Here is a 22,386-nt window from a genome sequence, read left to right as displayed (position 1 = left end):
GATGCCCTACCGTCTGCTCTACAACCTGCTGATCCATCTGGGATTGCCGCTGGCGCTGCTGGCCCTCTACAAGCCGAAGAAAGGCAAGCCCGGCTTTGGCAAGCGCTGGGCCGAGCATCTCGGGCGGTTGCCTGCCACCGGGCAGGAGGCGCCGCTCTGGATCCATGCAGTGAGCGTGGGGGAGACGCTGGCCATTACGCCGCTCATTCGTGCCCTCAAGGCGGAGCGGCCCGATCTGCCGATCCTGCTCACCACTACCACCCGCACCGGTGCCGATCAGGCTGCCAGGCTGGGGGATCTGGTGATCCATCGCTACGCGCCGCTCGACTACCCCTGGGCCATTGCCGCCTTTCTCGACACCTTCAAGCCGCGCGCGCTCTGGGTGATGGAGACCGAGCTGTGGCCGAATTGGCTGGCCGCCTGTGAGGCGCGCCACCTGCCGGTGACCATCATCAACGCCCGTCTTTCCGAGCGTTCCTGCCAGCGTTATGCCCGCTTCCACGGCGCCTTCGATGCCCTGAGCCGGCCGCTGACCCATCTGCTCTGCCAGCATCAGGATGACGCCGACCGCTTCGCCCGCCTCGGTATCGAGCGTTCGCGGCTGGCGGTGACCGGCTCCATCAAGTTCGATATCCAGTTTGGTGACGAGGTGCAGGCAAAAGGGCGCGCCCTGCGCCAGCAACTGGGGGCGGATCGGCCGGTCTGGATCGCCGCCAGCACCCATCAGGGTGAGGACGAGCAGGTGCTGACCGCCTTCGATCTGCTGCTCAAACGCCATCCCGACGCGCTGCTCATTCTGGTGCCGCGTCACCCTGAGCGGTTTGATCGGGTAGCCGAGCTGTGTGCCCCTTATGGCTGCGTGCGGCGCACTGATGGTGCCGCGGTGCGTGCGGAGGATAAGGTCTATCTCGGCGATACCATGGGCGAGCTGCCGCTGATGCTGGCGGCGGCCGATGTGGCCTTCGTCGGCGGCAGTCTGGTGAAGATCGGCGGTCACAACCTGCTGGAGCCGGCAGCCCTCGGCAAGCCCTGCCTGACCGGCCCCGCCTACTTCAACTTCAGCGACATTACCCGCCAGCTGGTGGCTCAGGGGGGCGCCGCCATCGTGGCCGATGCCGCCGAGCTGGGCGAGCAGGTGAGCCAGCTGTTTGCCGACGAGAGCACCCGCCGCGAGATGGGCGAGCAGGCCCGCGCCGTGGTGCTGCGCAATCAGGGAGCGCTGGCGCGTACTCTCTCGCACTGCCTCACTGCGCTGGAGAACGACTGAACCCATGATGAGCACTGCTCTGGCTCTCGATTTTCAACTGCAAAAGCGTCAAAGCAGCTGATCCCCGTTTCACACGTCATCAAAGAGGCAACCATGTTCAAGGCTCTGTTACTGGAAAACCAAGACGGCAAGACTGTTCCGACTCTGACCCGGCTGGCCGAGAGCCAGTTGCCGGAAGGTGAAGTGCGGGTAGCGGTCGCTTACAGCTCCATCAACTACAAGGACGGGCTGGCCATCACCGGCAAGGGCAAGATAGTGCGTCAGTGGCCGCTGGTGCCCGGCATCGACTTCGCCGGTACCGTGCTCGAATCTGCCGACAGCCGCTATCAGCCCGGCGACAAGGTGGTGCTGACCGGTTGGGGCGTGGGCGAAGGGCACTGGGGCGGCATGGCCGAACAGGCGCGGGTCAAGGGGGACTGGCTGGTGCCGTTGCCCGCCGGGCTGGATGAACGGCAGGCCATGTGCATCGGTACCGCTGGTCTCACCGCCATGCTCTGCGTGCTGGCGCTGGAAGAGGCGGGCATTACACCAGATAGCGGCGAGGTGCTGGTCACCGGTGCGGCAGGCGGTGTGGGCTCCACCTCAGTTGCCCTGCTGGCAGCCCTTGGCTATCAGGTGGCTGCGCTGACCGGTCGTCCGGAAGAGCAGGGCGCCATGCTCACTGCGTTGGGTGCCAGCCGCATCGTGCCGCGCAGCGAGCTGCTGGTGCCAGCCAAACCGCTGGAGAAGCAGCTGTGGGCCGCTGCCATCGATACCGTCGGCAGTCAGGTGCTGGCCAAGTTGCTGGCCCAGATCAACTATGGCGGCGCCGTGGCGGCCTGCGGGCTGGCGGGCGGTTTCGATCTGCCGACCAGTGTGATGCCCTTCATCCTGCGTAATGTGCGGTTGCAGGGAGTCGATTCGGTGATGTGCCCGTTTGAACGTCGTCAACTGGCGTGGCAGCGACTGGCACGGGACCTTCCTGCCAGCTTCTTTGAGCAGGCGGTTACCGAGATTGGGCTGGAGCAGGTAGTGGAGGCCGCCGAGGCCATCACGCAAGGCCAGATCGCAGGTCGCACTCTGGTCAAACTTTGAACTCTCTCTGACTGGCGAGCCCGACAATTCCGGATAAAATTGGAGTGCGGGTGAACTATCCAAGGAGAGTGAAGATGGGTGGACACAAGCCGGATTACGACTCCTCTGATGATGATTGGGAGCCGGATTCCTGGGAAGAAGAGCTGGATCAGTGGGAAGATGAAAGCTGGCAGGATGATGACACTTTCGATGACCAGTGAACCACGGCATTGAACGAACAGGCGGGCTTTGGGCCCGCCTGATTTTTTTGCCGCGCTCACATGGCTGAGCGTTCGTCCTTGGTCAGGGGCAGGCCGCTGGGTAGAATGAACTGCCAAAATGACGCTCAAGGATGACTATGCGACTCACCATCATATTGTTGGCTGCTCTGCTGGGTGGCTGTGTTTCCAACGATGATCCCTGCGAGAAGGTGTGGAGTGAGGTGGGGGAGGCGGATGGCAAGCTGGGCTTCACCACCGAGCGGGTCGAGTTCCATCAGGGTCAGTGTGGCAAGAAGGTAGATGCCGAACTGTGGAAGCAGGGACATCAGAAGGGATTGGCATGGTATTGCCGCCCCGAGCACCTCTATCTGGCTGGCCGCTCAGGCGAGGAGTATCGCGGCGTTTGCCCGAATGATACCCAGGCGCGCAGACTGTTCGAACAGGGGCGTCAGGGGTGGATCGATCAATAACACCCTGACAGGGAGGGGCGTTACTCCTCTTTCAAACGCAGCGGTTGGCAGAGGTAACCCTTGTCATTGGCACTGCGGGCACACTTGCTGCAGACAAACTTGGGTTTGCGGACTATCTTGCGCAACGCCTTGAGATCGGTGGGGATCTCGTGACGGCGCCATTCACACAGGGTTTTGCTGCCCATAACGACTACCTCTACGACTTGACGGCCGTATTGTAATCGATTTTCATTTCGAATAAACCGACAAAGCTCGCTTATTGGCCGATATGTCAATAAGCGATTGTTTCGGGAGAGATTACTGGTAGAGGAACTTGGTGAAGATAAGCTCGCGCACCGCTTTCTTGCCGGTCTCTTTCACCAGCAGTTCGTTGACGGTTGTCTCGCACTCCTTGCGTAGCTCTTCTCGGTTGGTCAGGGACTTCACTTGATCGGCATTTTTGCTGCCAATCAGACGGATGATGGCATCGCGGATCAGCGGGTCATGCTGCTCCAGCAGCTTGAGATCTGCCTCGTTTTCCGCCATCAGCTCTACCGTGACCCGGATATAACCGAGGGTTTTGCTATCACTCAGGTAGTTGGTGATGATGTCGGGATCGAGCGCGTGGTAGGAGAAACCAGGCTTGGCAGCCCCCTCTGCGCCCTCGGCGGGCGGCTCATCTTCAGCCAGAGCTTGCTGCTGCAGGGCGCCACAGCTCAGTAACAACACCAGCAGAATTTTGAAGATCTTCATATAGATGGCTCATCAGCAAGAGATAACCCATTTTTGATGTTGCTATCGGGGCCGTCAAGCACGGATGTTCTTACATTTCGCTATTGATTTACGGATAATAAACCGGATTTTAACCTGAACACGGAAATCTCTGGATGGTGAAGCTGTGAAGTCCGAGTTGACTGTTCCCCTCACGCCGTTAAGCGGGTGGCTGGCCCCCGAATGTTGCGAATTGCCCGCCAGCTTGCGCCCCTGGCTGCTGGAGCCCGGCTCCATGACCCGGCGGCTGCGTCAGCACAATCGCCACTTTTCGGTGGAGTGGCTGGGCAATCATCCGGTCGCCCTTACTGCCGATGAGCAGTGGCTGGTGGATTCGGCCTCGCCGGCCGGTACCTGCCGTGAGGTGATCCTGCACGGGGATCGTGGACCCGCCGTGCTGGGCTGGACCCTGTTTGCCGATGACGCACTGCAAGGGAGCGGCATTGCCGAGCTTGGCGATCAGCCGCTGGGTGAGCGGGTATTTGGCCATGAGCCAGCCCGCCGCGATCATCTGCAGCTGGCCCGTTTCGATATTGCCGCCAATCCCCGTTGCCCGGCCGCCACTGTCTGGGGGCGTCGTTCCCGTCTGTTTCTGGGGCAGTGGCCACTGCTGGTGCACGAGCTGTTTCTGCCCTCTCTCGTCTGTGACAAGGAGCTGGAGTGAATCTGTTAACCAAGGAGCGGGGACTTGCCTACATGCAGTTGGCCCGCGTCGACAAACCCATAGGCACTCTGCTGCTGCTGTGGCCAACCCTGTGGGCGCTCTGGCTGGCCGCTGGTGGCCTGCCCAATCTCTGGGTGCTGACCGTGTTTGTGGTCGGGGTCTTTCTGATGCGCTCGGCAGGGTGCGTGATCAACGACTATGCGGATCGCAACTTCGACGGCCATGTCAAACGCACCGCTGGTCGCCCCTTGCCCACGGGTAGAGTCAAGCCGTGGGAGGTGCTGGCGCTCTTCTTCGTGCTGGCACTTATCTCGTTTGGTCTGGTGCTGACCATGAATCCGCTCACCATCGGCCTGTCGTTTGTCGCCCTGCTGCTGGCGGTGAGTTACCCCTTCATGAAGCGCTTTATCTCGAACCCCCAGCTGGTGCTCGGGATGGCCTTCTCCTGGTCGATCCCGATGGCCTATGCGGCGCAGGCGGATGCCCTGCCGCTGGTGGCCTGGTTGCTCTTCTTCGCCAATCTGCTCTGGACGGTGGCTTACGACACCCAGTACGCCATGGTGGATAGGGATGACGACCTCAAGATCGGCCTCAAATCCAGCGCCATCCTGTTTGGTCGTTACGACAAGCGTATCATCGGCGCACTGCAACTCTCGACGCTGCTGCTGTTGCTGGCGGTCGGGCAACTGATGACGCTGGGGGGTTGGTATTACTGGGGATTGCTGGGGGCGGCGGTGCTGTTTGTCTATCAGCAGCGGCTTATTCGCGAGCGGCAGCGGGAAGCCTGCTTCCAGGCGTTTCTCAACAACAACTATGTGGGGGCGCTGGTGTTTGCCGGTCTGGTGCTCGACTACCTGCTGGCGTGACATGTTCCCGCGCAGACTCCGATAAAAAAGAAGGCCGCATCATGCGGCCTTCTTTGTTTGCGTTGCAGATCAGAGCTGATTGCCTGCCTGAATGGTGCGGCGGATCTTGTTGCTCAGCAGCGGCACTATATTGTCGGCCAGCGCCTGGAAGCGGCCGAGGTCCGGCTTGCACTCTGGGGAGAGGTAACCCTCTTTGCGCAAGGTGTGGATCAGGGTGCTGAACAGCTTCTGGTCGAAGAACTCGGGGGCGTTGATGCCGTGCAGGGTGCCGAGGCGCTCTGCCATCATCAGGCCGTCCGCCTCCAGCTGCTCCGCCTCGATATGAGGCTGGGCCAGCACCCGGGTCAGCACGATGGCGTAGCGTTGCAGGGTCTCCTGAATACTCTCCGCCAGCAGCAGCAGGCGCATCTGGTTGGCCGGATTGACCCAGTAGCCGTCATCGCGGGTCTCGATCAGTTGCTGGGTCTGCAGCGCGTCGAGCAGGCTGTCAACCAGCGCCGGTAGCTCCTCCTCTTCATAACGCAGGAACAGCTCGGTCTTGAGCAGCGGATAGATGTCGATGCAACGAGCCATGATCTCGCTGCGGGAGATCCCCTCGCAGCGTTCGATTAGTGCCGCCACCAGAGAAGGCATGGCAAACAGGTGGAGGATGTTGTTGCGGTAGTAGGTCAGCAGGATCGCCTGATAGCGGTCGAGACTGATGATCTGACCCAGCTTGTCCTCGCTCACCTCGAACTTGTTGAGCTCCATCGCCTGATCCAGCAGGGTCTTGGCATCCTCATCCGGAATGGTGCTCTGCGGGCTGTAAGGCACCGCTTTGAGCAGATCCAGATAGGTGTTGAGCTGGGCCTGCAATTCGTCGCGGGTCAGGGCGTGGCGCTCGGCGGCCAGCAGCGCCAGCGCACTCAGGGTCAGGCCGTTGACCGCGGCAGCGCCGTTGATGCGGGTCATCAGCAGTTCGGCCAGATTGTTGACGGTGCCCGCCATCCACTCCGGACGCTCCTCTTCCCCGATGTGCTTTTTCCAGTCGGGGATATGTTCGCTCAGGTAGCTGTTGAGGGTCAGCGGTTCGCCGAAGTTGACGAAGCCACGGCCGTAGTTGCGCAGCTTGCGCAGGATGCCGAGCACCTGCAGGAAGCTCTCTTTCTCCTTGCGACTCCCCTTGAGCTCGTTGTGGTAGGTGTTCACCTCCATCACGTGCTCGTAGCCCAGATAGACCGGCACCAGAGTGACCGGCCTGTCCAGCCCGCGCATCATTGCCTGCAGGGTCATCGCCAGCATGCCGGTCTTGGGCGGTAGCAGACGGCCGGTACGGGAGCGACCGCCTTCGGTGAAGAACTCCACCGAGTAACCCTTGGCAAACAGCAGGTTGAGGTATTCCCGGAATACCGTGCTGTAGAGCGGGTTGCCCTTGAAGGTGCGGCGAATGAAGAAGGCGCCGCCGTGGCGGAAAATCGGGCCCGCCGGCCAGAAGTTGAGGTTGATGCCTGCCGCGATATGGGGCGGCACCATCCCCTGGTGGTAGATGACGTAGGAGAGCAGCAGGTAGTCCATGTGGCTGCGGTGGCAGGGAACGTAGACGATCTCGTGCCCTTCCTGCGCCAGCTGGCGTACCTTCTCGGCGCCATTGACCGACAAACCGCGGTAGAGCTTGTTCCACAGCCAGCCGAGGAAGCTCTCGCCCAGGCGGATCAGCCGGTAGGAGAAGTTGGAGGCGATCTCGTCCATGTAGCCATGGGCACGCTTTTGCGCCTTCTCGAGGCTGATCCCTTCGCGCTGGGCTTCCTCTTCAATCGCCTGCTGGATCACCGCGGAGTCGAGCAACTGCTTGAACAGCAGGTTGCGGTTCGGCAGTTTCGGGCCGGTGGCGGCCAGCTGCTGGCGGCTGAAGTGGGTACGGGCCACTCGTGCCAGCTTGTGGGCGATGGCCTCGTCGGTGCCGTGCTTGTCGGCCATGTAGCGCAGGGAGAGCGGCGGCGAGAAGCGCACCAGATTCTCGCGACCCTTGAGGATCACGATGAGCGCCTTCTTCAGCCGGTTCGGCGCCAGGCTGCTGATGATGTTGAGGCCGGAGGCTTCTTCCCCTTCCCGACCCGGAGCGCGGCCCCAGAACAGGGTGACGGGCACCACCTGGATATCCAGCTCGGGATCCTGCTTGTGCAGATCCAGCAGCTGGTGGAACTCCTGCAGGAAGGGGAGCGGTTTGCTGCGTTTGCCAAACAGGGGAGGCGGACGATCCAGACAGACATAGCGCGGCAGCAGCTGGCCATTCAGTTCCAGCGGCGTGAAGGGACCGGGCAGACCGAGATCCTCGCAGCACTGCTGCAGGGTCATCAGGTCGGTGATCGAACTGGTTTTCAGGGCATAGACGATGGGTCTGGCCGGATCCAGGTTGAGTTCTGTGATGGGATTTTCCGGCAGGCTCTTGTGATTGACCAAGCCGCTGACCGGCCATTGCAAGATGGCTCTGGAAATCTTCTGTCCTAGGGACATGTGCGTCTGCTCTCCAAAAAAATGCGGCGTGAGCATAGCAAATCGACAGCCCCTTGTCGCCGAGAGGTACGATGAGTCGGCTGCGCAGGATCAAAACAGCAGTAAATGAGGGGTTGGTCGCGACAAATGTCAGCTGCGCCTTGCCTTGGCCACTGCACTGTATATACTGCCAGTGTGCTGTATAAAAAGACAGGTGCCAATTCTATGAAACCCCTTACCCCCCGCCAGGCCGAAGTGCTGGAGCTGATCAAGGTGAACATGAGCGAGACCGGTATGCCGCCGACTCGTGCCGAGATTGCCCAGAAGCTTGGTTTCAAGTCGGCCAATGCGGCCGAAGAACATCTGAAGGCCCTGGCCAAAAAAGGGGTCATCGAGATCATGCCGGGCACGTCCCGCGGCATTCGCCTGTTGCTCGAAGAGGAAGAGGTGCTGGAAGAGAGCGGTCTGCCGCTCATCGGCAAGGTGGCTGCCGGTGAACCCATCCTGGCTCAGGAGCATATCGAGAGCCACTATCAGGTGGATCCCGCCCTGTTCCACCCGCGGGCAGATTTTCTGCTGCGGGTGCAGGGGATGAGCATGAAGAACATCGGCATTCTGGATGGCGATCTGCTGGCGGTGCACAAGACCCAGGAGGTGCGCAACGGTCAGGTGGTGGTCGCCCGTCTCGATGAGGATGTCACCGTCAAGCGCTTCCAGCGCAAGGGCAGTCAGGTATGGCTGCTGCCGGAGAATGAAGAGCTCTCCCCCATCGAGGTGGATCTCTCCTGCCAGCAGCTCACCATCGAGGGGCTTGCTGTCGGGGTAATCCGCAACGCCGACTGGATGTAATCATTCCCGCCAACTGCGTTTGCCACACGGCCTCCTTCGGGAGGCCGTGCTGTTTCTGGCGCACTTTCCCTGTCATATCAAACAGATCATCGGCGGCGGCATTTTTGTCCTGCGCGACCGGCTACCAATCATCCATTTCAGATATATGCTCAGATCAATGCCCTGTCGCCGAGACAGGGCTTGGCGCCTCCCTCTGACCATCACAATGCGTCGGTACGGAAGGGCCGGTAACAACGAGAATAGGGCAGTACACCTTCACGGGATATGAAGGGGGAGTGGGGAGATCCCGAACCTTGTCAGGCAAAGGGGACCACTCGTAATGGTTGCAGATAGTCGTGACAGGCCTGTTCCCAGTTCAGGCCGACGAAGCAACATGACCTGTCGGTCAAGGAGGACTGGTATGGCATCAAGATCGCCATGGGATTCAGAGGCTGGGGCTGCGCCAGCGGAATCGTCAATCACCCGTTTTGTCAAAGGTAGCCGGATGACCTGGTTTTACGGTCTCTGGCTGCACCATCGTGGTTCGCACTGGACGCTCTGGCTGGGATGTCCGAAAGAGAAGGTGGTGCGTCTGGTGCTGCTGTTCAAACGTGGTCATGGCGATCGCCGGGGGGAAGAGGGCTGGCTGGCCCCCGTGATTCCCATCGGCGTGCGGGCCATCGGCAAGATGTTGCAGCAGGGGCGTAACGCTCGCCCCTGAGCAGAAGAGACAAACAAATCCATCCATAACCGGCACCCAAGGGGGCCGGTTTTTTTATGGCCGCAACTGGCGATTAATTATGCCAAATGGTCGACTCCTGACAGGGCGTTGCACAAGGTTGAACCACCTTGGCGGCTCGCTGGGGTACAATGCCCCCCTCTTGTCCGGTCACTGCTGGCCATCTGCCTCGAACTGAAAGGGTCTCTTGTTATGATGAAGCTCCGCTATCCCCTGCTCTTTCTGCTGCTGACAGCCTGCCTGATCCTGGTGTTCTACGCCACGCAGCCAGAGCAGCCGGAACAGGCCGACTACTATCCGGCGGGGCGGGACATCAATGATTTCGCCTTTACCGATGCGGACAACCAGCCGTTCACCCCTGCCAACCTGAAGGGGCACTGGACCTTCCTGTTCGTCGGCTACACCTTCTGCCCCGATATCTGCCCCACCACCCTGGCAGATATGCGCTCCGTCTATGACCAGCTGAAGAAGATGGCGCCCGACAGTCAGGTAGTGTTTATCTCGGCGGATCCCCAGCGTGACGATATTCCACGCCTCAAGACCTATACCGCCTTCTTCAATCCCGAGTTCAAGGCGGCCACTGCCCCCCACGACAAGCTGTTCCCGTTCGTGCGCAATCTGGGGCTGATCTACTCCATCGCCAATCAGGGGGAGAAGGATTATCTGATCGATCACTCCGCTTCCATCGTGCTCATCAATCCCAAGGGCAAGCTGCAGGCGGTGTTCCGCCCGCAGGTGGCGCCGGGTCAGGTGCCCAGGGTGCAGATGGCCACCATGCTCTCTGACTTCGCCCGCATTCTGAAGCTGGCCGGCCACTGAGCGTGACCTCATCTGTTGCCCCCTGGTGGCGAGATCCCTCTCGCCACCGCGCCGTCTTTGCGCTCGCCCTGCCCATGGTTTTCTCCAATATCACCACCCCCTTGCTGGGGCTGGTGGACACCTGGGTGATCGGTCATCTCGGTCAGGCCTGGTTTCTGGGGGGCGTTTCGGTCGGAGCGACCCTGATCAACCTCATCTTCTGGTTGCTCGGTTTTTTGCGGATGTCGACCACCGGGCTGACGGCGCAGGCGCACGGCGCCGCCGACGGTCGTGCCCAGCTTGATACCCTGCTGCGGGCGCTGGGGCTGGCCATTGCTCTCGGTCTGGCGCTGCTGTTGTTGCTCTTCCCCCTGTTGCCACGACTGATCGCCCTGAGTGGCGGCTCGCCCGAGGTGCAGCTTTATGCGGGCCAATATGTGGCGGTACGGATCTGGAGTGCCCCGGCGGCGCTCTGCAATCTGGTGATCATGGGCTGGCTGCTGGGGATGCAGGATGCCCGCAGTCCCATGGTGATGTTGATCCTCACCAATCTGGTCAATATGGCGCTCGATGCCCTGTTTGTGCTGGGGCTCGGCTGGCAGGTGCGGGGTGTGGCGGCGGCCTCGGTCATGGCGGACTACTGCGCACTGGCAGTCGGTATCTGGCTGGTACGCCGTCAGCTGGGGCAACTGGCGCCGACGGTGTGGCAGGATGGCTGGCAGCGCTGGCGGCAGCTTGCGCCCATGGTGCGGCTGCTCGGCCTCAACCGCGATATCTTCCTGCGCTCCCTGTGCTTACAGCTCTGTTTTGCCTTTATGACTCTGCAAGGGGCGCGGCTGGGGGATGTGGCGGTGGCCGCCAATGCGGTGCTGCTCAACTTTCTGATGCTCATCTCCTACGGACTCGATGGTTTTGCCTATGCGGTGGAGGCCATGGTAGGACGAGCCATCGGTCAGCGGGATCGGCAGAAACTGCGGGAGGCCATTGTGCTCAATCTGGGCTGGGCCGCCCTCATTGCCAGTGGTTTTACCCTGGTGTTTGCCCTCTTCGGTGCCCACCTTATCGGCTATATCACCGACATTCCGGCCGTGGTGGCGGAGGCAAATCGTCAGCTTCCCTGGCTGATCGCCATGCCCTTGCTGGCGGTCTGGTGCTTCCTGCTGGATGGCGTATTCATCGGGGCGACCCGGGCGCGGGAGATGCGCAACAGCATGTTGCTGGCCGCGTTTGGCGGCTTCTTCCCGATCTGGTGGCTCTGTCAGTCGTGGGGCGTGGCCGCGCTATGGGCGGCGATGGCGGCGCTGATGGTGGGGCGCGGTCTGTCGCTGGGGGTCACTTGCTGGCGGCTGGAGCGCAGCGGGCATCTGCTCGACGCCCGCCACTGATCATCGGTGGCGCTTACATGGCACCGTCGTAGCCGAGCTGGCGCCAGCTCTCGTAGACAAATACAGACACCGCGTTGGAGAGGTTCATGCTGCGGCTCTGGGGCACCATAGGGATGCGCAGCCGCTGCTCGAATGGCAGACTCTCGATGATCTCGATGGGCAGGCCGCGACTCTCCGGGCCAAACAGCAGGGCGTCGCCAAGGGCATATTGTGCTGCCGAGTGCGCGGTGCGCCCCTTGGTGGTGCAGGCAAACACCCGTTTGGGCGCCACGGCGGCCAGAAAAGCCTCATAGTTCGGCCAGCGCTTCACCTCGGCAAATTCGTGATAGTCGAGTCCCGCCCGCTTTACCCGCTTGTCATCCCACTCAAATCCCAGCGGCTCGATCAGATGGAGCCGGTAACCGGTATTGGCGCAGAGCCGGATGATATTGCCGGTGTTGGGCGGAATTTCCGGCTGGTAGAGGACGATATCGAGCATGACGAGCTCCTGCAAAGAGATGTAAAGCCAAGAAGGGGCGCCAGCATACCCAGCGCCCGTCCGGATGAAAAGGATCAGGCGATGGGCAAGCGGATGGTGATGGTCAGCCCGGTGGGATGATTGTTGCTGGCCGCAATGGTGCCGCCGTGGCGCTGGATCGCCTCCGAGGCGATGGCCAGCCCCAGCCCGGTGCCGCCAGTCTTGGCGTTGCGGGCATCATCGACCCGGAAGAAGGGCTGGAACAGCAGCGCCTGCTGCTCGTCAGGCACCCCGGGGCCGTCATCCCGAATGGTCATCACCCACTCCAGCCCCTCCCGATACCAGTCCACCTTGATGAACTCGCGGGCATATTTGAGGGCGTTGCGCAGGGGGTTCTCCACCGCCCGGGCCAGCAGCTCGGGCCACATCTGGATCGACTCTGCGGGCAGCGGCGGCAGTCTGAGCTGCTTGCCGCTCTGATTCGCTTCGAACATGGCATCTTCGAGGATAGGCTCCAGCAGGTCGGCCAGCGGCTGCACGATGGGGGCCTCAACATGCTGCTGCACTCGCGACAGATCCAGCAGATCGCCGATCAGCTTGTCCAGCCGCCCGATCTCCGATTCGATCCGCGCCAGCTCGGCGCTGTCACCCTGTTTGCGGCGGATCAGCGCCTGCGCCAGTTGCATCCGGGTGAGGGGGCTGCGCAGTTCGTGGGAGATATCGGAAAGCAGCTGTTTCTGCTTCTGGATCATGCTCTTGAGCGTCTCCACCATGCGGCTGACGTTGTCCGCCAGCTGGCCGATCTCGTCGCCCCGTCCCAGGTTGGGGATCTGTACCTCCAGATTGCCCGCCGCCAGTTGGGAGACCGACTTCTGCAACTGCAGGATGGGGCGGGTCAGCCGCCAGGCGAGCAGCAGGCAGAGCGGGGTGCTGACCAACATCGAGATGCCCAGAATGCGGATCGGGTGATCCAGCACCTGAATAAACAGGAACAGATAGGGGTTCTCGGCATTGAGGCCGAAATAGACGTGATAGCGATGACCGTGGTGCTCCATCAGGAAGGGGCCGGCGATCGCCTTGCGATCCTCGTTGCCCAGCATGGGATTGGCCGGGTCGTCAGCATCCACCATAAAGCGCACCACGAACTTGCGCGGATGGGTGGTGGACTGTATCTGCCCCTTCTCGTCGCGCAGGTAGACGTTGTCCACCGGCAGCATGGCGATCTTGTCCATCGCCTTGGCCAGATCGAAATCCTGCTCCGGCTCGGCGGCGTTGAGCAGAGCCTGCACGTTGTTCTGCATCCGCGCCACTTCGTGGGTCGGCAGCGGGATCTGGTTGCGGGGATCCAGGGTCGGCAGGCTGATCACGGCGGCCAGCATCACCAGCAGCATGAACCAGAACCAGAGGAAGATGTGGGTCGAGATCCCGTTGAGGGAGTTGATGCGCTCTATTCTTGCTCTAGCCACAGGTACCCGCGCCCCCGTACGGTTTTGAAGCGGGGCTGGCCATCGGTGCGGTCCGGCAGCTTCTTGCGCAGGTTGCTCAGATGCATGTCGATGGCCCGATCGAAGGGTTCCAGCTTCTTGCCCAGCACCTGCTCGGAGAGGTGGCTCTTGCTGACGATCTGGCCGGGATTGCGCAGCAGGCACTCCAGCAGCCCGAATTCGGTGGCGGTCAGCTCCAGCAGCTGTTCGCCGCAGCGGGCCTGCTGCAGGCCAGGTTGCAGCACGATATCCATGAAGTGCACTTCGTCGGAGGAGTTGCCGCGCTGGGGCGGGGCGCTCTGGGTACGGCGCAGGATGGCGCGTACCCGGGCCAGCAGCTCCCTGTCATCGAATGGCTTGGCCAGATAGTCGTCGGCACCCGCTTCCAGACCGTTGACCCGATCCTGGCTGTCACCGCGGGCGGTCAGCATCAGCACCGGGGTGTCGTGGGTCTTGCGCAGCTTGGTCAGCATGGCAAAGCCGTTGAGCTTGGGCATCATTACGTCCAGCAGCACCAGATCGAAGCTCTGCTCCGCCAGCCGTTGCAGCCCCTCTTCACCATCCTCGGCGACCGTGACCTGAAATCCCTCCAGGGTCAGAATTTCGGTGAGCAGTTGGGTCAATTCAAGATCGTCGTCGACCAGGAGTATTCTGTTCATCTGGTGTTATTCCGCAGATTTTCGCGCCAAACTGACGCCGGGGTCAGGGTATAATAAGTTTTTCATCGCCAGAGGAAAGCCGGTTTTGAGCCATCAACAATATTCCCGTTGGGTGACCTTTGCCAGCATAGCGGCGGTCACCACCGCTACCTTGCTGATCATCGGCAAACTGATCGCCTGGCTGATGACCGACTCGTCGACCCTGCTGGCGTCGCTCACCGACTCCTTCATGGATGTGAGTGCCTCCATCATCAACCTGCTGGCCATTCGCTATGCGCTTGCCCCCGCCGATGACGAGCACCGTTTCGGCCACGGCAAGGCGGAGTCGCTGGCGGGCCTCATCCAGTCGGCCTTTATCTCCGGCTCCGCCCTGCTGCTGGTGATGCACGGCATCTCCTCCCTGCTCAATCAGGCGCCTATCCTGCGGCTGGAAGCGGGTCTCTGGGTCAGCGGTGGCTCCATCGTGCTAACCCTGCTGCTGGTCAGCTTCCAGAGCTTTGTCATTCGCAAGACCAACAGCGTGGCCATCAAGGCGGACATGCTGCACTACCGTTCCGATCTGCTGCTCAATGCCGGTGTCTTGCTGGCGCTGGTGCTGGCGGGGCAGGGGTGGTATTGGGCCGATGGCCTGTTTGCCATCCTGATCGGGCTATTCCTGTTGTGGGGGGCGGGACACATCGGCTACGAGTCGGTGCAGGCCCTGCTCGATCGTCAGTTGCCAGCGGAAGAACAAGCGAGAATAATGGCGCTCTGCTGTGCCGTAGAAGGTGTACACGGCGTACATGACCTGCGCACCCGTCAATCCGGGCCGACCCGATTCGTACAGTTGCATCTGGAACTGGATGATCAGATCCCCCTGGTCAAGGCCCATCAGATCGCCGATGAAGCCGAACTGGCGGTACGCCAGGCATTCGAGCGGATGGATGTCATCATCCACATGGACCCCATCTCGGTGCTGACAAAAGAACAACAGAGCCCTCACCCAGAACAACAGTAGGCTGCAACATGGATGAACTGGTTGCCAAAACCTGGCACAAAATTCAGCAAGAAGCGGAGTGCATGGCGGCCCAGGAGCCGATGCTGGCCAGCTTCTTCCACTCCACCATTCTCAATCACAAGAATCTGCGTTCGGCCCTCAGCTTCCAGCTGGCCAACAAACTCGACAGCGCCACCATGCCCGCCATCGCTCTGCGCGAGGTGATCGAGCTGGCCCTGCGCAGCGAGCCCGAGCTGCTGACGGTAGTGGCGGCCGACATCTGCGCCGTGCAGGAGCGGGATCCTGCGGTCGATCTCTTCTCCACCCCGCTGCTTTATCTCAAGGGGTTCCATGCCCTGCAGGGTTATCGGGTCGCCAACTGGCTGTGGCGTCAGGGGCGCCGCTCGCTGGCCCTTTATCTGCAAAACCAGATCTCGGTGGTGTTCGGGGTGGATGTGCACCCGGCCGCCCGCATCGGCAAGGGGATCATGTTCGACCACGCCACCGGCATAGTGGTGGGCGAGACGGCGGTGATTGAGGATGATGTCTCCATCCTGCAGAGCGTGACCCTCGGCGGTACCGGCAAGGAGAGTGGCGATCGCCATCCCAAGATCCGCGAAGGGGTGATGATAGGGGCGGGCGCCAAGGTGCTCGGCAATATCGAAGTGGGCGTGGGCGCCAAAATTGGCGCGGGCAGCGTGGTGATCAACCCTGTGCCGCCTCATACCACGGTCGCTGGCGTACCTGCCAAGATCGTCGGCCGTCCGGAGTGCGACAAGCCTTCACTGGATATGGATCAGTGTCTCTGATCTCCCGGCCGGAGTAGTCGATGGCCAAGCGCTGGTCGGGTTATCTGATCCTTGGGATGTGGCTGCTCAACCTGCTGCATCTCTATCTGGGGCTCTCCCCCTGGCCTGCTGCCATTGCGGCCTGGGGGGCGTCACTGCTCACCTGGCCCTGGCTGGTGGGAGCCGCCAAGCGGCAGGCGCTGGCCCTGTATGGCGCCGCCCTGCTGCTGCTCATCTTCTCCTGGTGGCAGGGCGCGCCCCTTACCGCCGGTGACTGGCTGCTGCCCAACATCAATATGCTCACCATGTTTGCCGCGGTGAGCACCCTCAACCTCGCCACCTCAGGTCTCTTGACCGGCACCACCTCCTGGACCGGGCGTAAAGGTCTGTGGAGCACCATGGCCAGCCTCAATCTGCTGGGGGCGGTCATCAACCTCTCGGTGTTGTTCATCATCGGCGATCGGCTGGAGCGCAATGGCACCCTGGAGCGGCGTCAGGTGATGGTGCTGAGCCGGATCTTCTGTGCCGCCGCCTTCTGGTCGCCCTTCTTTGTCGCCATGGCGGTGGCGCTTACCTATGCGCCGGGCTTGCAACTCTCCCATATTCTGCCGTTCGGGATCCTCGCCGCCTTGCTGGCGATGGGGCTGACCGCCTGGCAGGTTGAGCGGATCGGGGTGGCCGACTTTGCCGGTTATCCGCTGCGGCTGCAGACCCTGGGGTTGCCAGTCACGCTGGCGCTGCTGGTGCTGCTTATCAAGCAGATCTGGCCCCAGCTCGGCATTCTGGCGGTGATCGCGCTGGTGGCCCCGCTGCTGGCGCTGCTCTTTATGCCGAGGGTCGGGCGCAAGGCGGCCCTCAAGCGGCAGGTAGTGGAGCGCTTCCCCGCCATCGGCGGTCAGCTGGTGCTGTTTCTGGGGGCCGGTTTGCTGGCGGCAGGCATCAACAGTGCACTGTCGGTTATCGATTTCGGCTCCGGTCACGGCCTGCCGCTGTTCAATCACTTTGGCTGGCTCGAAGCATCCCTCACTCTGCTGCTGATCCTGCTGGTGGCCATCGTCGGGGTACATCCGCTCATCAGTATCTCCGGGCTGGCGCCACTGCTCTGGCCGCTGGCTCCGGATCCCAGCCTGCTCGGTATGTGTTTCCTGCTGGGGTGGGGGCTTGCCACCGGCACCAGTCCGCTCTCCGGATCCAATCTTGCGCTGGCCTCCCGCTACAACCTCAGTGCCGGGCTGATTCTGCGCTGGAACCTGCTCTACGGCCTGCTGATGTATGTGGTCGCCTGTCTGTTGCTGGGGGCTTATATCGCCTTGCATGGATAACGGCGGCGCCGTCAGGAGGGAGCAAATGATGCGCGGGTGGCGAGGCCTTTTACGCACGGTTCAGTGTGTTGTCGCGGCTCGGGCGCAGGATGCGAGAAAAATAGACGCATATTTAGACAATACATCTATGGAAGGCGCATTTTACAGCGCACTGGCTTGTTTGTGCCGATGCGCTCGGGGTATGCTGGCTTCACGCGCTTGAATCGCCCTCTGTGGGGCATCGCAATTGAACAAACAGGTATGCATATGTCACTAGAAGTCCTTGAGCAACTCGAATCCAAAGTACAATCCGCCGTCGACAACATCTCCCTGCTGAAGATGGAGCTGGACGAGCTGAAAGAGCAGAACAGCAAGCTGCAAGACGAGAACCATCAGCTGCGCAACGAGCACACTGCATGGCAGGAGCGTCTGCGTGCCCTGCTGGGCAAGATGGATCAGATGGGCGAAACCATCTAATTCATCGCCTTCAGGCAGAATTGAAAACGGGCCGCTCCATGAGCGGCCCGTCTGTTTTTGGCAGGGCGGGGATTACAGCTCCAGCAGTTGCTTGACTGTCTTCTCGATGCCGTCTGCCGCTTCGACTATGTTGCTGGCCAGCATGTAGGCGGGGGTGGAGATCACCTTGCGCTCCTGATCCACTACGAACTCGTTGACCGGGCAGTTGAGATGGCTGCCACCCATCGCCTCGATGGCGTTGGCGGTGCCTTCGTCATGGCCGATGGTCGCCAGCGTCCCGGTACCGTAGATCAGCGGGATCATGGCGGGCGCGATGCAGATATAGGCGGCCGGTTTGTTGGCTTTGGCAAAGCTCTGGCACGCTTTCAGCACATCGGGCTGGATCTGGCACTCGGCTCCTTTGATAGCGAAGTCGCACAGGTTTTTGGCCGCGCCAAAGCCGCCGGGCACCAGCAGCGCGTCGTAATCGGCCGCATCCAGCTCGGCCACATCCTTTATCTGGCCACGACAGATGCGGGCCGCTTCGACCAGCACATTGCGGCTCTCTCCCTCGCTCACTTCACCGGTCAGGTGGTTGATGACATGGAGCTGCGCCACGTTCGGGGCGAAGCACTGGACGGCGGCTCCCTGACGGGCCAACGCCAGCAGGCTGATGACGGCCTCGTGGATTTCGGCCCCGTCAAAGACACCGCAGCCACTCAAAATCACGGCCACTTTTTTCATGGCAAACTCCTCGTTGTTGAAAATGTGAGCCAGGATGGATTGTTGTACTTTTGTATGGTTATCGCTCGCCCTCCGCTGGTCAAGTCATCTTGCTGTGCTAGGATTGTTTCGTTTTGGATCCTGCCGTACCTACTCCCTTAAATCTTTTTCCACATTGATCGAGATCATTCTAACTGTCTTGCGATCGGTTTTTACGATATCAATCAATTGTTTTTAATGGCTTTTTATATTCTTATGCACAGTTTTATCACTGTGCACTCTGATGCGCCCCATTTTTGAACACAGAGTTATCCACAGGCTGAGTCCCTTTATCAGGCGCTGTGTGCTGTTGCTGCGCCCCTTGGTGTGAGGGGGGCCCTGTGGCATCCTAGCGGCTGTTTATCTCTGGCAGGACGATTTCATGGCCCCTAGCAACCCCCTTATTCTGGTCGACGGCTCCTCTTATCTTTACCGCGCCTTCTTCGCCTCCCAGCAGGCTGATCTGCGCACATCGACCGGTTTGCCGAGCGGCGCCGTCCGTGTCATGGCCAACATGATGCGCAGCCTGCGCAAGCAATATCCTGACTGTCATGTGGCCGTGGTGTTTGATGCCAAGGGCAAGACCTTCCGCGATGACATCTATCCCGAGTACAAGGCGACCCGTGCCAGCATGCCGGACGATCTGCGTAGCCAGGTTGCCCCGATCCACCAGATGATCAAGGCGATGGGTTTCCCCTTCCTGATGGTGGAAGGGGTTGAAGCCGACGACGTGATCGGCACCCTGGCCCGCCAGGCGACCGAGAAGCAGCTGCCGGTGCTGATCAGCACCGGTGACAAGGATATGGCGCAGCTGGTCTCCGACCATGTCACCCTGATCGACACCATGAAAGATGTGAAGACCGATCGGGAAGGGGTGATCGAGAAGTTTGGCGTACCGCCCGAGCTCATCATCGACTATCTGGCCCTGATGGGTGACAAGGTCGACAACATTCCCGGTATGACCGGTGTCGGCGAGAAGACCGCACTGGCTCTGCTGCAGGGGATTGGCAGCATCGATGAGATTGCCGCCAACCTCGACAAGGTAGCTGCCCTCGGCTTCCGTGGCTCCAAGGCGTTCGCCGACAAGTTCCGCGAGCAGGAGGAGCAGGTTCGTCTCTCCTATCGACTGGCGACCATCAAGACCGACGTCGAACTGGAACAGAGCCTGGAAGAGCTGTTGCTCAAGCCGGTCGACAAGGAGTCCTTGCTGGCGGTCTATCGCGAATACGAGCTGCGCAACCTGATCAAGGAGCTGGAATCCGGTGGTGAAGAGGGGAGCGAGAGCGCCGGACAGGACGAAGCTGGCGATGAGAGCGCCGCTCCGGTTGCCGCCATCGAAACCGACTACCGCTGCATTCTGGACGAAGCCGAGTTTGACGGCTGGCTGGAACAGCTGAAAGCGGCACCGCTGTTTGCCTTCGATACCGAAACCACCAGTCTCGACTATATGGAAGCGCGGATCGTCGGCGTCTCCTTCGCGGTTGAGCCGGGCAAGGCTGCTTATGTGCCGTTTGGCCACGACTATCTGGGGGCACCGGTACAGCTGAGCGAGGCCGTGGTGTTGGGCAAGCTCAAGCCGCTGTTGGAAGATCCGACCCGTCTTAAGGTGGGGCAGAACCTCAAGTACGACCGCAACGTGCTGCTCAACCATGACATCGACCTGCAAGGTATCGCCTACGACACCATGCTCGAGTCCTACGTGCTCAACTCCACCGCCAGCCGCCACGATATGGATTCGTTGGCCAAGCGTTACCTCGGGGTCGAGACCACCTCCTTTGAAGATATCGCGGGCAAAGGGGTGAAACAGCTCACCTTCAACCAGATCGAGCTGGAGCAGGCCGCTCCCTATGCGGCGGAAGATGCTGATATCACTTTGCGCTTGCACCAGATCCTGTGGGGTCAGCTGGAGGCCGTGCCGGGCCTTGCCAAGGTATTCAGCGAGATCGAACTGCCCCTGCTGCCGGTACTGGCGCGGATGGAGTTGCTCGGCACCACCATCGATCCCAAGCTGCTGCACCAGCAGAGCCAGGAGATCGAGCTGCGGTTGGCGGAGCTGGAGAAGCAGGCTCACGAGCGGGCCGGACAGGAGTTCAACCTCTCCTCGCCCAAGCAGCTGGGGGAGATCCTCTTCACCAAGCTGGGCCTGCCGATCATCAAAAAGACTCCGAAGGGGGCACCGTCCACCGCAGAAGAGGTGCTGGCCGAGCTGGCGGAGACCTACGAGCTACCGCGTCTCTTGATGGAGCACCGCGGTCTGGCCAAGCTCAAGTCCACCTACACCGACAAGTTGCCGCTGATGATCAAGCCGCAGACCGGGCGGGTACACACCTCCTATCATCAGGCGGTAGCGGCTACGGGCCGTTTGTCATCATCTGATCCCAATCTGCAGAACATCCCGGTGCGCAACGAGCAGGGGCGCCGGATCCGTCAGGCCTTTATTCCGAGCGCCGGTTACAAGCTGGTAGCGGCGGACTACTCCCAGATCGAGCTGCGTATCATGGCGCACCTCTCCGGTGACAAGGGGCTGCTGACCGCCTTTGCCGAGGGCAAGGACATCCACAAGGCGACTGCCGCCGAGGTGTTCGGCGTGGCGCTCGATGCGGTCACCACCGACATGCGCCGCAGCGCCAAGGCGATCAACTTCGGCCTTATCTACGGCATGAGTGCCTTCGGTCTGGCCAAGCAGCTGGGGATCGGTCGTGCCGAAGCGCAGAAGTACATGGATCTCTACTTCGAGCGCTACCCGGGCGTGCTGGAGTATATGGAGCGCACCCGTCAGCAGGCGGAAGCCCAGGGGTATGTCGAGACCCTGTTTGGTCGTCGCCTCTATTTGCCGGATATCAAGTCCCGCAACGCCGGTCTGCGCAAGGCGGCCGAACGGGCCGCCATCAACGCCCCGATGCAGGGCACGGCCGCCGATATCATCAAACGCGCCATGATCAACGTGGACAGCTGGATCCGCGGTATCGAGGATGAGTCGATCCGCATGCTGATGCAGGTACACGATGAACTGGTGTTCGAGATCCGCGAAGAGAAGCTGGAGGAGTACACCGCCATCATCAAGGAGAAGATGTCGGCTGCTGCCGAACTGCATGTGCCGCTGCTGGTTGAAGCGGGCACCGGTGACAACTGGGATCAGGCCCACTGATCTCCGGTCAGCCGTTTTGCACGGTTATATAGCTATATAAGAAGCGAAGCCCGGCATCATGCCGGGCTTCTTCATCTCTGCCGTTCCTATAACGTCTCTTGCAGATACTCATCCTTGAGCAGGACATAGTTGTCCGCCGAGGTTTTGAGGAAGGCGAGCTCGGCCGGTTTGAGCGGGCGAGCCTGTTTAACGGGATTCCCTATATATAGAAAGCCCGACTCGAGTCGCTTGCCCGGTGGCACGAGTGAACCTGCGCCGATCATCACATCATCTTCAACCACGACGCCATCAAGCAGAATGGCACCCATGCCGACCAGCACCCGGTTGCCGATGGTGCAGCCGTGAAGCATCGCCTTGTGACCCACCGTGACATCTTCACCGATCAGCAGCGGATAGCCGGTTGGGTTGCTGGCGCTCTTGCGAGTCAGGTGCAATACGGTGCCATCCTGAATGTTGCTGCGGGCGCCGATGCGGATATGGTTCACATCCCCCCGTGCCGCCACCATGGGCCAAATGCTGGCGTCGTCGGCCAGCTCGATATCGCCCACCAGTGTCGCGCAGGGATCTACATATACTCCTTTGCCCAGTTGCGGGCGTTTTCCCTTGTAGGGTCTCAGTCGCAAGTCCATCTTGGCCTCCTTGTTTTCGGCCATTCTAGCAATCTCGAACCGGTTTCTGTGGATAAGCTTGTATAAAAGCTGTGCCTAGATATGAATAACTAAAAAAGTGCGTTTTTTTGCAATTTTATTGCAGATAAGGGGTTGCCAGAAAGAATCTGTTCCCTATAATGCGCCTCCATCGACAGGGCAAGCGGCAACGCAAACAACCTAGTCGGTAACCTT

At 60.9% G+C, this 22,386-nt stretch carries 23 protein-coding genes; 15 read left to right on the top strand and 8 right to left on the bottom strand.

The genetic code is table 11. The annotated features are described in order from the left end of the window. Position 1: 1 nt before the first annotated feature. The 4 genes from waaA (at position 2) to AACT07_RS19220 (ending at position 3,011) form a co-directional block, all read left to right on the top strand. The gene (gene waaA / locus AACT07_RS19235; RefSeq protein WP_069529570.1) at positions 2-1,267 is read left to right on the top strand and encodes a lipid IV(A) 3-deoxy-D-manno-octulosonic acid transferase; all 1,266 of its coding nucleotides are present in this window, start codon (positions 2-4) and stop codon (positions 1,265-1,267) included. Between the two features lie 93 nt (positions 1,268-1,360). After that, positions 1,361-2,341, top strand: coding sequence for an acrylyl-CoA reductase (NADPH) (gene acuI / locus AACT07_RS19230; protein WP_069529568.1), 981 nt, complete (start codon positions 1,361-1,363; stop codon positions 2,339-2,341). Between the two features lie 74 nt (positions 2,342-2,415). Next, positions 2,416-2,541 carry a hypothetical protein gene (locus tag AACT07_RS19225; RefSeq protein WP_005339521.1) on the top strand — a complete coding sequence of 42 codons (126 nt, stop codon included), beginning with the start codon at positions 2,416-2,418 and terminating at the stop codon, positions 2,539-2,541. 137 nt (positions 2,542-2,678) lie between these two features. After that, positions 2,679-3,011: a DUF2799 domain-containing protein gene (locus AACT07_RS19220; protein WP_069529567.1), complete on the top strand. Its 333-nt coding sequence runs from the start codon at positions 2,679-2,681 to the stop codon at positions 3,009-3,011. Positions 3,012-3,031: 20 nt separating this feature from the next. On the opposite strand, the gene AACT07_RS19215 is transcribed toward AACT07_RS19220, so the two are convergent. Both AACT07_RS19215 and AACT07_RS19210 read right to left on the bottom strand, forming a co-directional pair. Continuing rightward, positions 3,032-3,196 carry a hypothetical protein gene (locus AACT07_RS19215; protein WP_005339525.1) on the bottom strand — a complete coding sequence of 55 codons (165 nt, stop codon included), beginning with the start codon at positions 3,194-3,196 and terminating at the stop codon, positions 3,032-3,034. A gap of 112 nt (positions 3,197-3,308) precedes the next feature. Then, entirely contained in the window at positions 3,309-3,743 is a 435-nt protein-coding gene (locus AACT07_RS19210) for a flagellar basal body-associated protein FliL (protein WP_005339527.1), read from the bottom strand. Positions 3,744-3,888: 145 nt separating this feature from the next. Here AACT07_RS19210 and AACT07_RS19205 point away from each other — a divergent pair, with 145 nt between their 5' ends. Then, positions 3,889-4,425, top strand: a complete 537-nt coding sequence (locus tag AACT07_RS19205) for a chorismate--pyruvate lyase family protein (RefSeq protein ID WP_069529565.1) — start codon at positions 3,889-3,891, stop codon at positions 4,423-4,425. Next, positions 4,422-5,291 carry a 4-hydroxybenzoate octaprenyltransferase gene (gene ubiA / locus AACT07_RS19200; RefSeq protein WP_005339536.1) on the top strand — a complete coding sequence of 290 codons (870 nt, stop codon included), beginning with the start codon at positions 4,422-4,424 and terminating at the stop codon, positions 5,289-5,291. Before AACT07_RS19205 ends, ubiA begins: the two co-directional genes overlap by 4 nt. Positions 5,292-5,360: 69 nt before the next feature. On the opposite strand, the gene plsB is transcribed toward ubiA, so the two are convergent. Continuing rightward, positions 5,361-7,784, bottom strand: coding sequence for a glycerol-3-phosphate 1-O-acyltransferase PlsB (plsB, locus tag AACT07_RS19195; protein WP_019446525.1), 2,424 nt, complete (start codon positions 7,782-7,784; stop codon positions 5,361-5,363). Positions 7,785-7,988: 204 nt separating this feature from the next. Between plsB and lexA the strand changes: the two genes are divergently transcribed. The 4 genes from lexA (at position 7,989) to dinF (ending at position 11,513) form a co-directional block, all read left to right on the top strand. Continuing rightward, the gene (gene lexA, locus AACT07_RS19190) at positions 7,989-8,612 is read left to right on the top strand and encodes a transcriptional repressor LexA (RefSeq protein WP_005339540.1); all 624 of its coding nucleotides are present in this window, start codon (positions 7,989-7,991) and stop codon (positions 8,610-8,612) included. Between the two features lie 484 nt (positions 8,613-9,096). Beyond that, on the top strand, positions 9,097-9,312 hold the full coding sequence (locus tag AACT07_RS19185; RefSeq protein ID WP_231560888.1) for a hypothetical protein: 216 nt from the start codon (positions 9,097-9,099) through the stop codon (positions 9,310-9,312). Between the two features lie 210 nt (positions 9,313-9,522). After that, entirely contained in the window at positions 9,523-10,149 is a 627-nt protein-coding gene (locus AACT07_RS19180; protein WP_005339543.1) for an SCO family protein, read from the top strand. A 2-nt stretch (positions 10,150-10,151) separates the two neighbouring features. Further along, a complete protein-coding gene (gene dinF / locus AACT07_RS19175) occupies positions 10,152-11,513 on the top strand; it encodes an MATE family efflux transporter DinF (protein WP_069529563.1) in 1,362 nt (453 codons plus the stop codon). A 13-nt stretch (positions 11,514-11,526) separates the two neighbouring features. Here the strand turns inward: dinF and trmL are convergent, their stop codons facing one another. The 3 genes from trmL to AACT07_RS19160 all read right to left on the bottom strand — a co-directional run bounded on the left by trmL (position 11,527) and on the right by AACT07_RS19160 (position 14,113). Next, positions 11,527-11,991: a tRNA (uridine(34)/cytosine(34)/5-carboxymethylaminomethyluridine(34)-2'-O)-methyltransferase TrmL gene (trmL, locus tag AACT07_RS19170; RefSeq protein ID WP_064335101.1), complete on the bottom strand. Its 465-nt coding sequence runs from the start codon at positions 11,989-11,991 to the stop codon at positions 11,527-11,529. 74 nt (positions 11,992-12,065) lie between these two features. Beyond that, positions 12,066-13,436 carry an ATP-binding protein gene (locus AACT07_RS19165; protein WP_083250016.1) on the bottom strand — a complete coding sequence of 457 codons (1,371 nt, stop codon included), beginning with the start codon at positions 13,434-13,436 and terminating at the stop codon, positions 12,066-12,068. Next, the gene (locus tag AACT07_RS19160; protein WP_005339549.1) at positions 13,418-14,113 is read right to left on the bottom strand and encodes a response regulator; all 696 of its coding nucleotides are present in this window, start codon (positions 14,111-14,113) and stop codon (positions 13,418-13,420) included. The genes AACT07_RS19165 and AACT07_RS19160 overlap by 19 nt, the downstream gene beginning before the upstream one ends. A gap of 85 nt (positions 14,114-14,198) precedes the next feature. On the opposite strand from AACT07_RS19160, the gene fieF reads away from it, so the two are divergent. From fieF to AACT07_RS19140, 4 genes are all read left to right on the top strand, one after another. Further along, entirely contained in the window at positions 14,199-15,110 is a 912-nt protein-coding gene (fieF, locus tag AACT07_RS19155; RefSeq protein WP_005339551.1) for a cation efflux pump FieF, read from the top strand. Positions 15,111-15,118: 8 nt separating this feature from the next. Continuing rightward, on the top strand, positions 15,119-15,898 hold the full coding sequence (cysE, locus tag AACT07_RS19150; RefSeq protein ID WP_005339552.1) for a serine O-acetyltransferase: 780 nt from the start codon (positions 15,119-15,121) through the stop codon (positions 15,896-15,898). Between the two features lie 20 nt (positions 15,899-15,918). Continuing rightward, positions 15,919-17,199, top strand: coding sequence for a hypothetical protein (locus tag AACT07_RS19145; RefSeq protein ID WP_069529560.1), 1,281 nt, complete (start codon positions 15,919-15,921; stop codon positions 17,197-17,199). A 246-nt stretch (positions 17,200-17,445) separates the two neighbouring features. Further along, positions 17,446-17,655 (top strand): cell division protein ZapB, encoded by a 210-nt coding sequence (locus tag AACT07_RS19140; RefSeq protein ID WP_005339554.1) that lies wholly within the window; start codon positions 17,446-17,448, stop codon positions 17,653-17,655. Positions 17,656-17,727: 72 nt separating this feature from the next. Here the strand turns inward: AACT07_RS19140 and elbB are convergent, their stop codons facing one another. Next, complete coding sequence (gene elbB / locus AACT07_RS19135; RefSeq protein WP_069529559.1) at positions 17,728-18,378, bottom strand: isoprenoid biosynthesis glyoxalase ElbB; 651 nt, start codon at positions 18,376-18,378, stop codon at positions 17,728-17,730. A 400-nt stretch (positions 18,379-18,778) separates the two neighbouring features. Here elbB and polA point away from each other — a divergent pair, with 400 nt between their 5' ends. Then, positions 18,779-21,544 (top strand): DNA polymerase I, encoded by a 2,766-nt coding sequence (gene polA, locus AACT07_RS19130; protein ID WP_069529557.1) that lies wholly within the window; start codon positions 18,779-18,781, stop codon positions 21,542-21,544. Between the two features lie 86 nt (positions 21,545-21,630). Here the strand turns inward: polA and AACT07_RS19125 are convergent, their stop codons facing one another. Continuing rightward, positions 21,631-22,173, bottom strand: coding sequence for a gamma carbonic anhydrase family protein (locus AACT07_RS19125; RefSeq protein WP_069529588.1), 543 nt, complete (start codon positions 22,171-22,173; stop codon positions 21,631-21,633). Between the last annotated feature and the right edge of the window lie 213 nt (positions 22,174-22,386).

The organism is Aeromonas sp. ANP5 (assembly GCF_963870295.1).
GTDB classification, from domain to species: domain Bacteria; phylum Pseudomonadota; class Gammaproteobacteria; order Enterobacterales; family Aeromonadaceae; genus Aeromonas; species Aeromonas veronii.
This window is presented reverse-complemented; position numbering and strand designations above follow the sequence as displayed.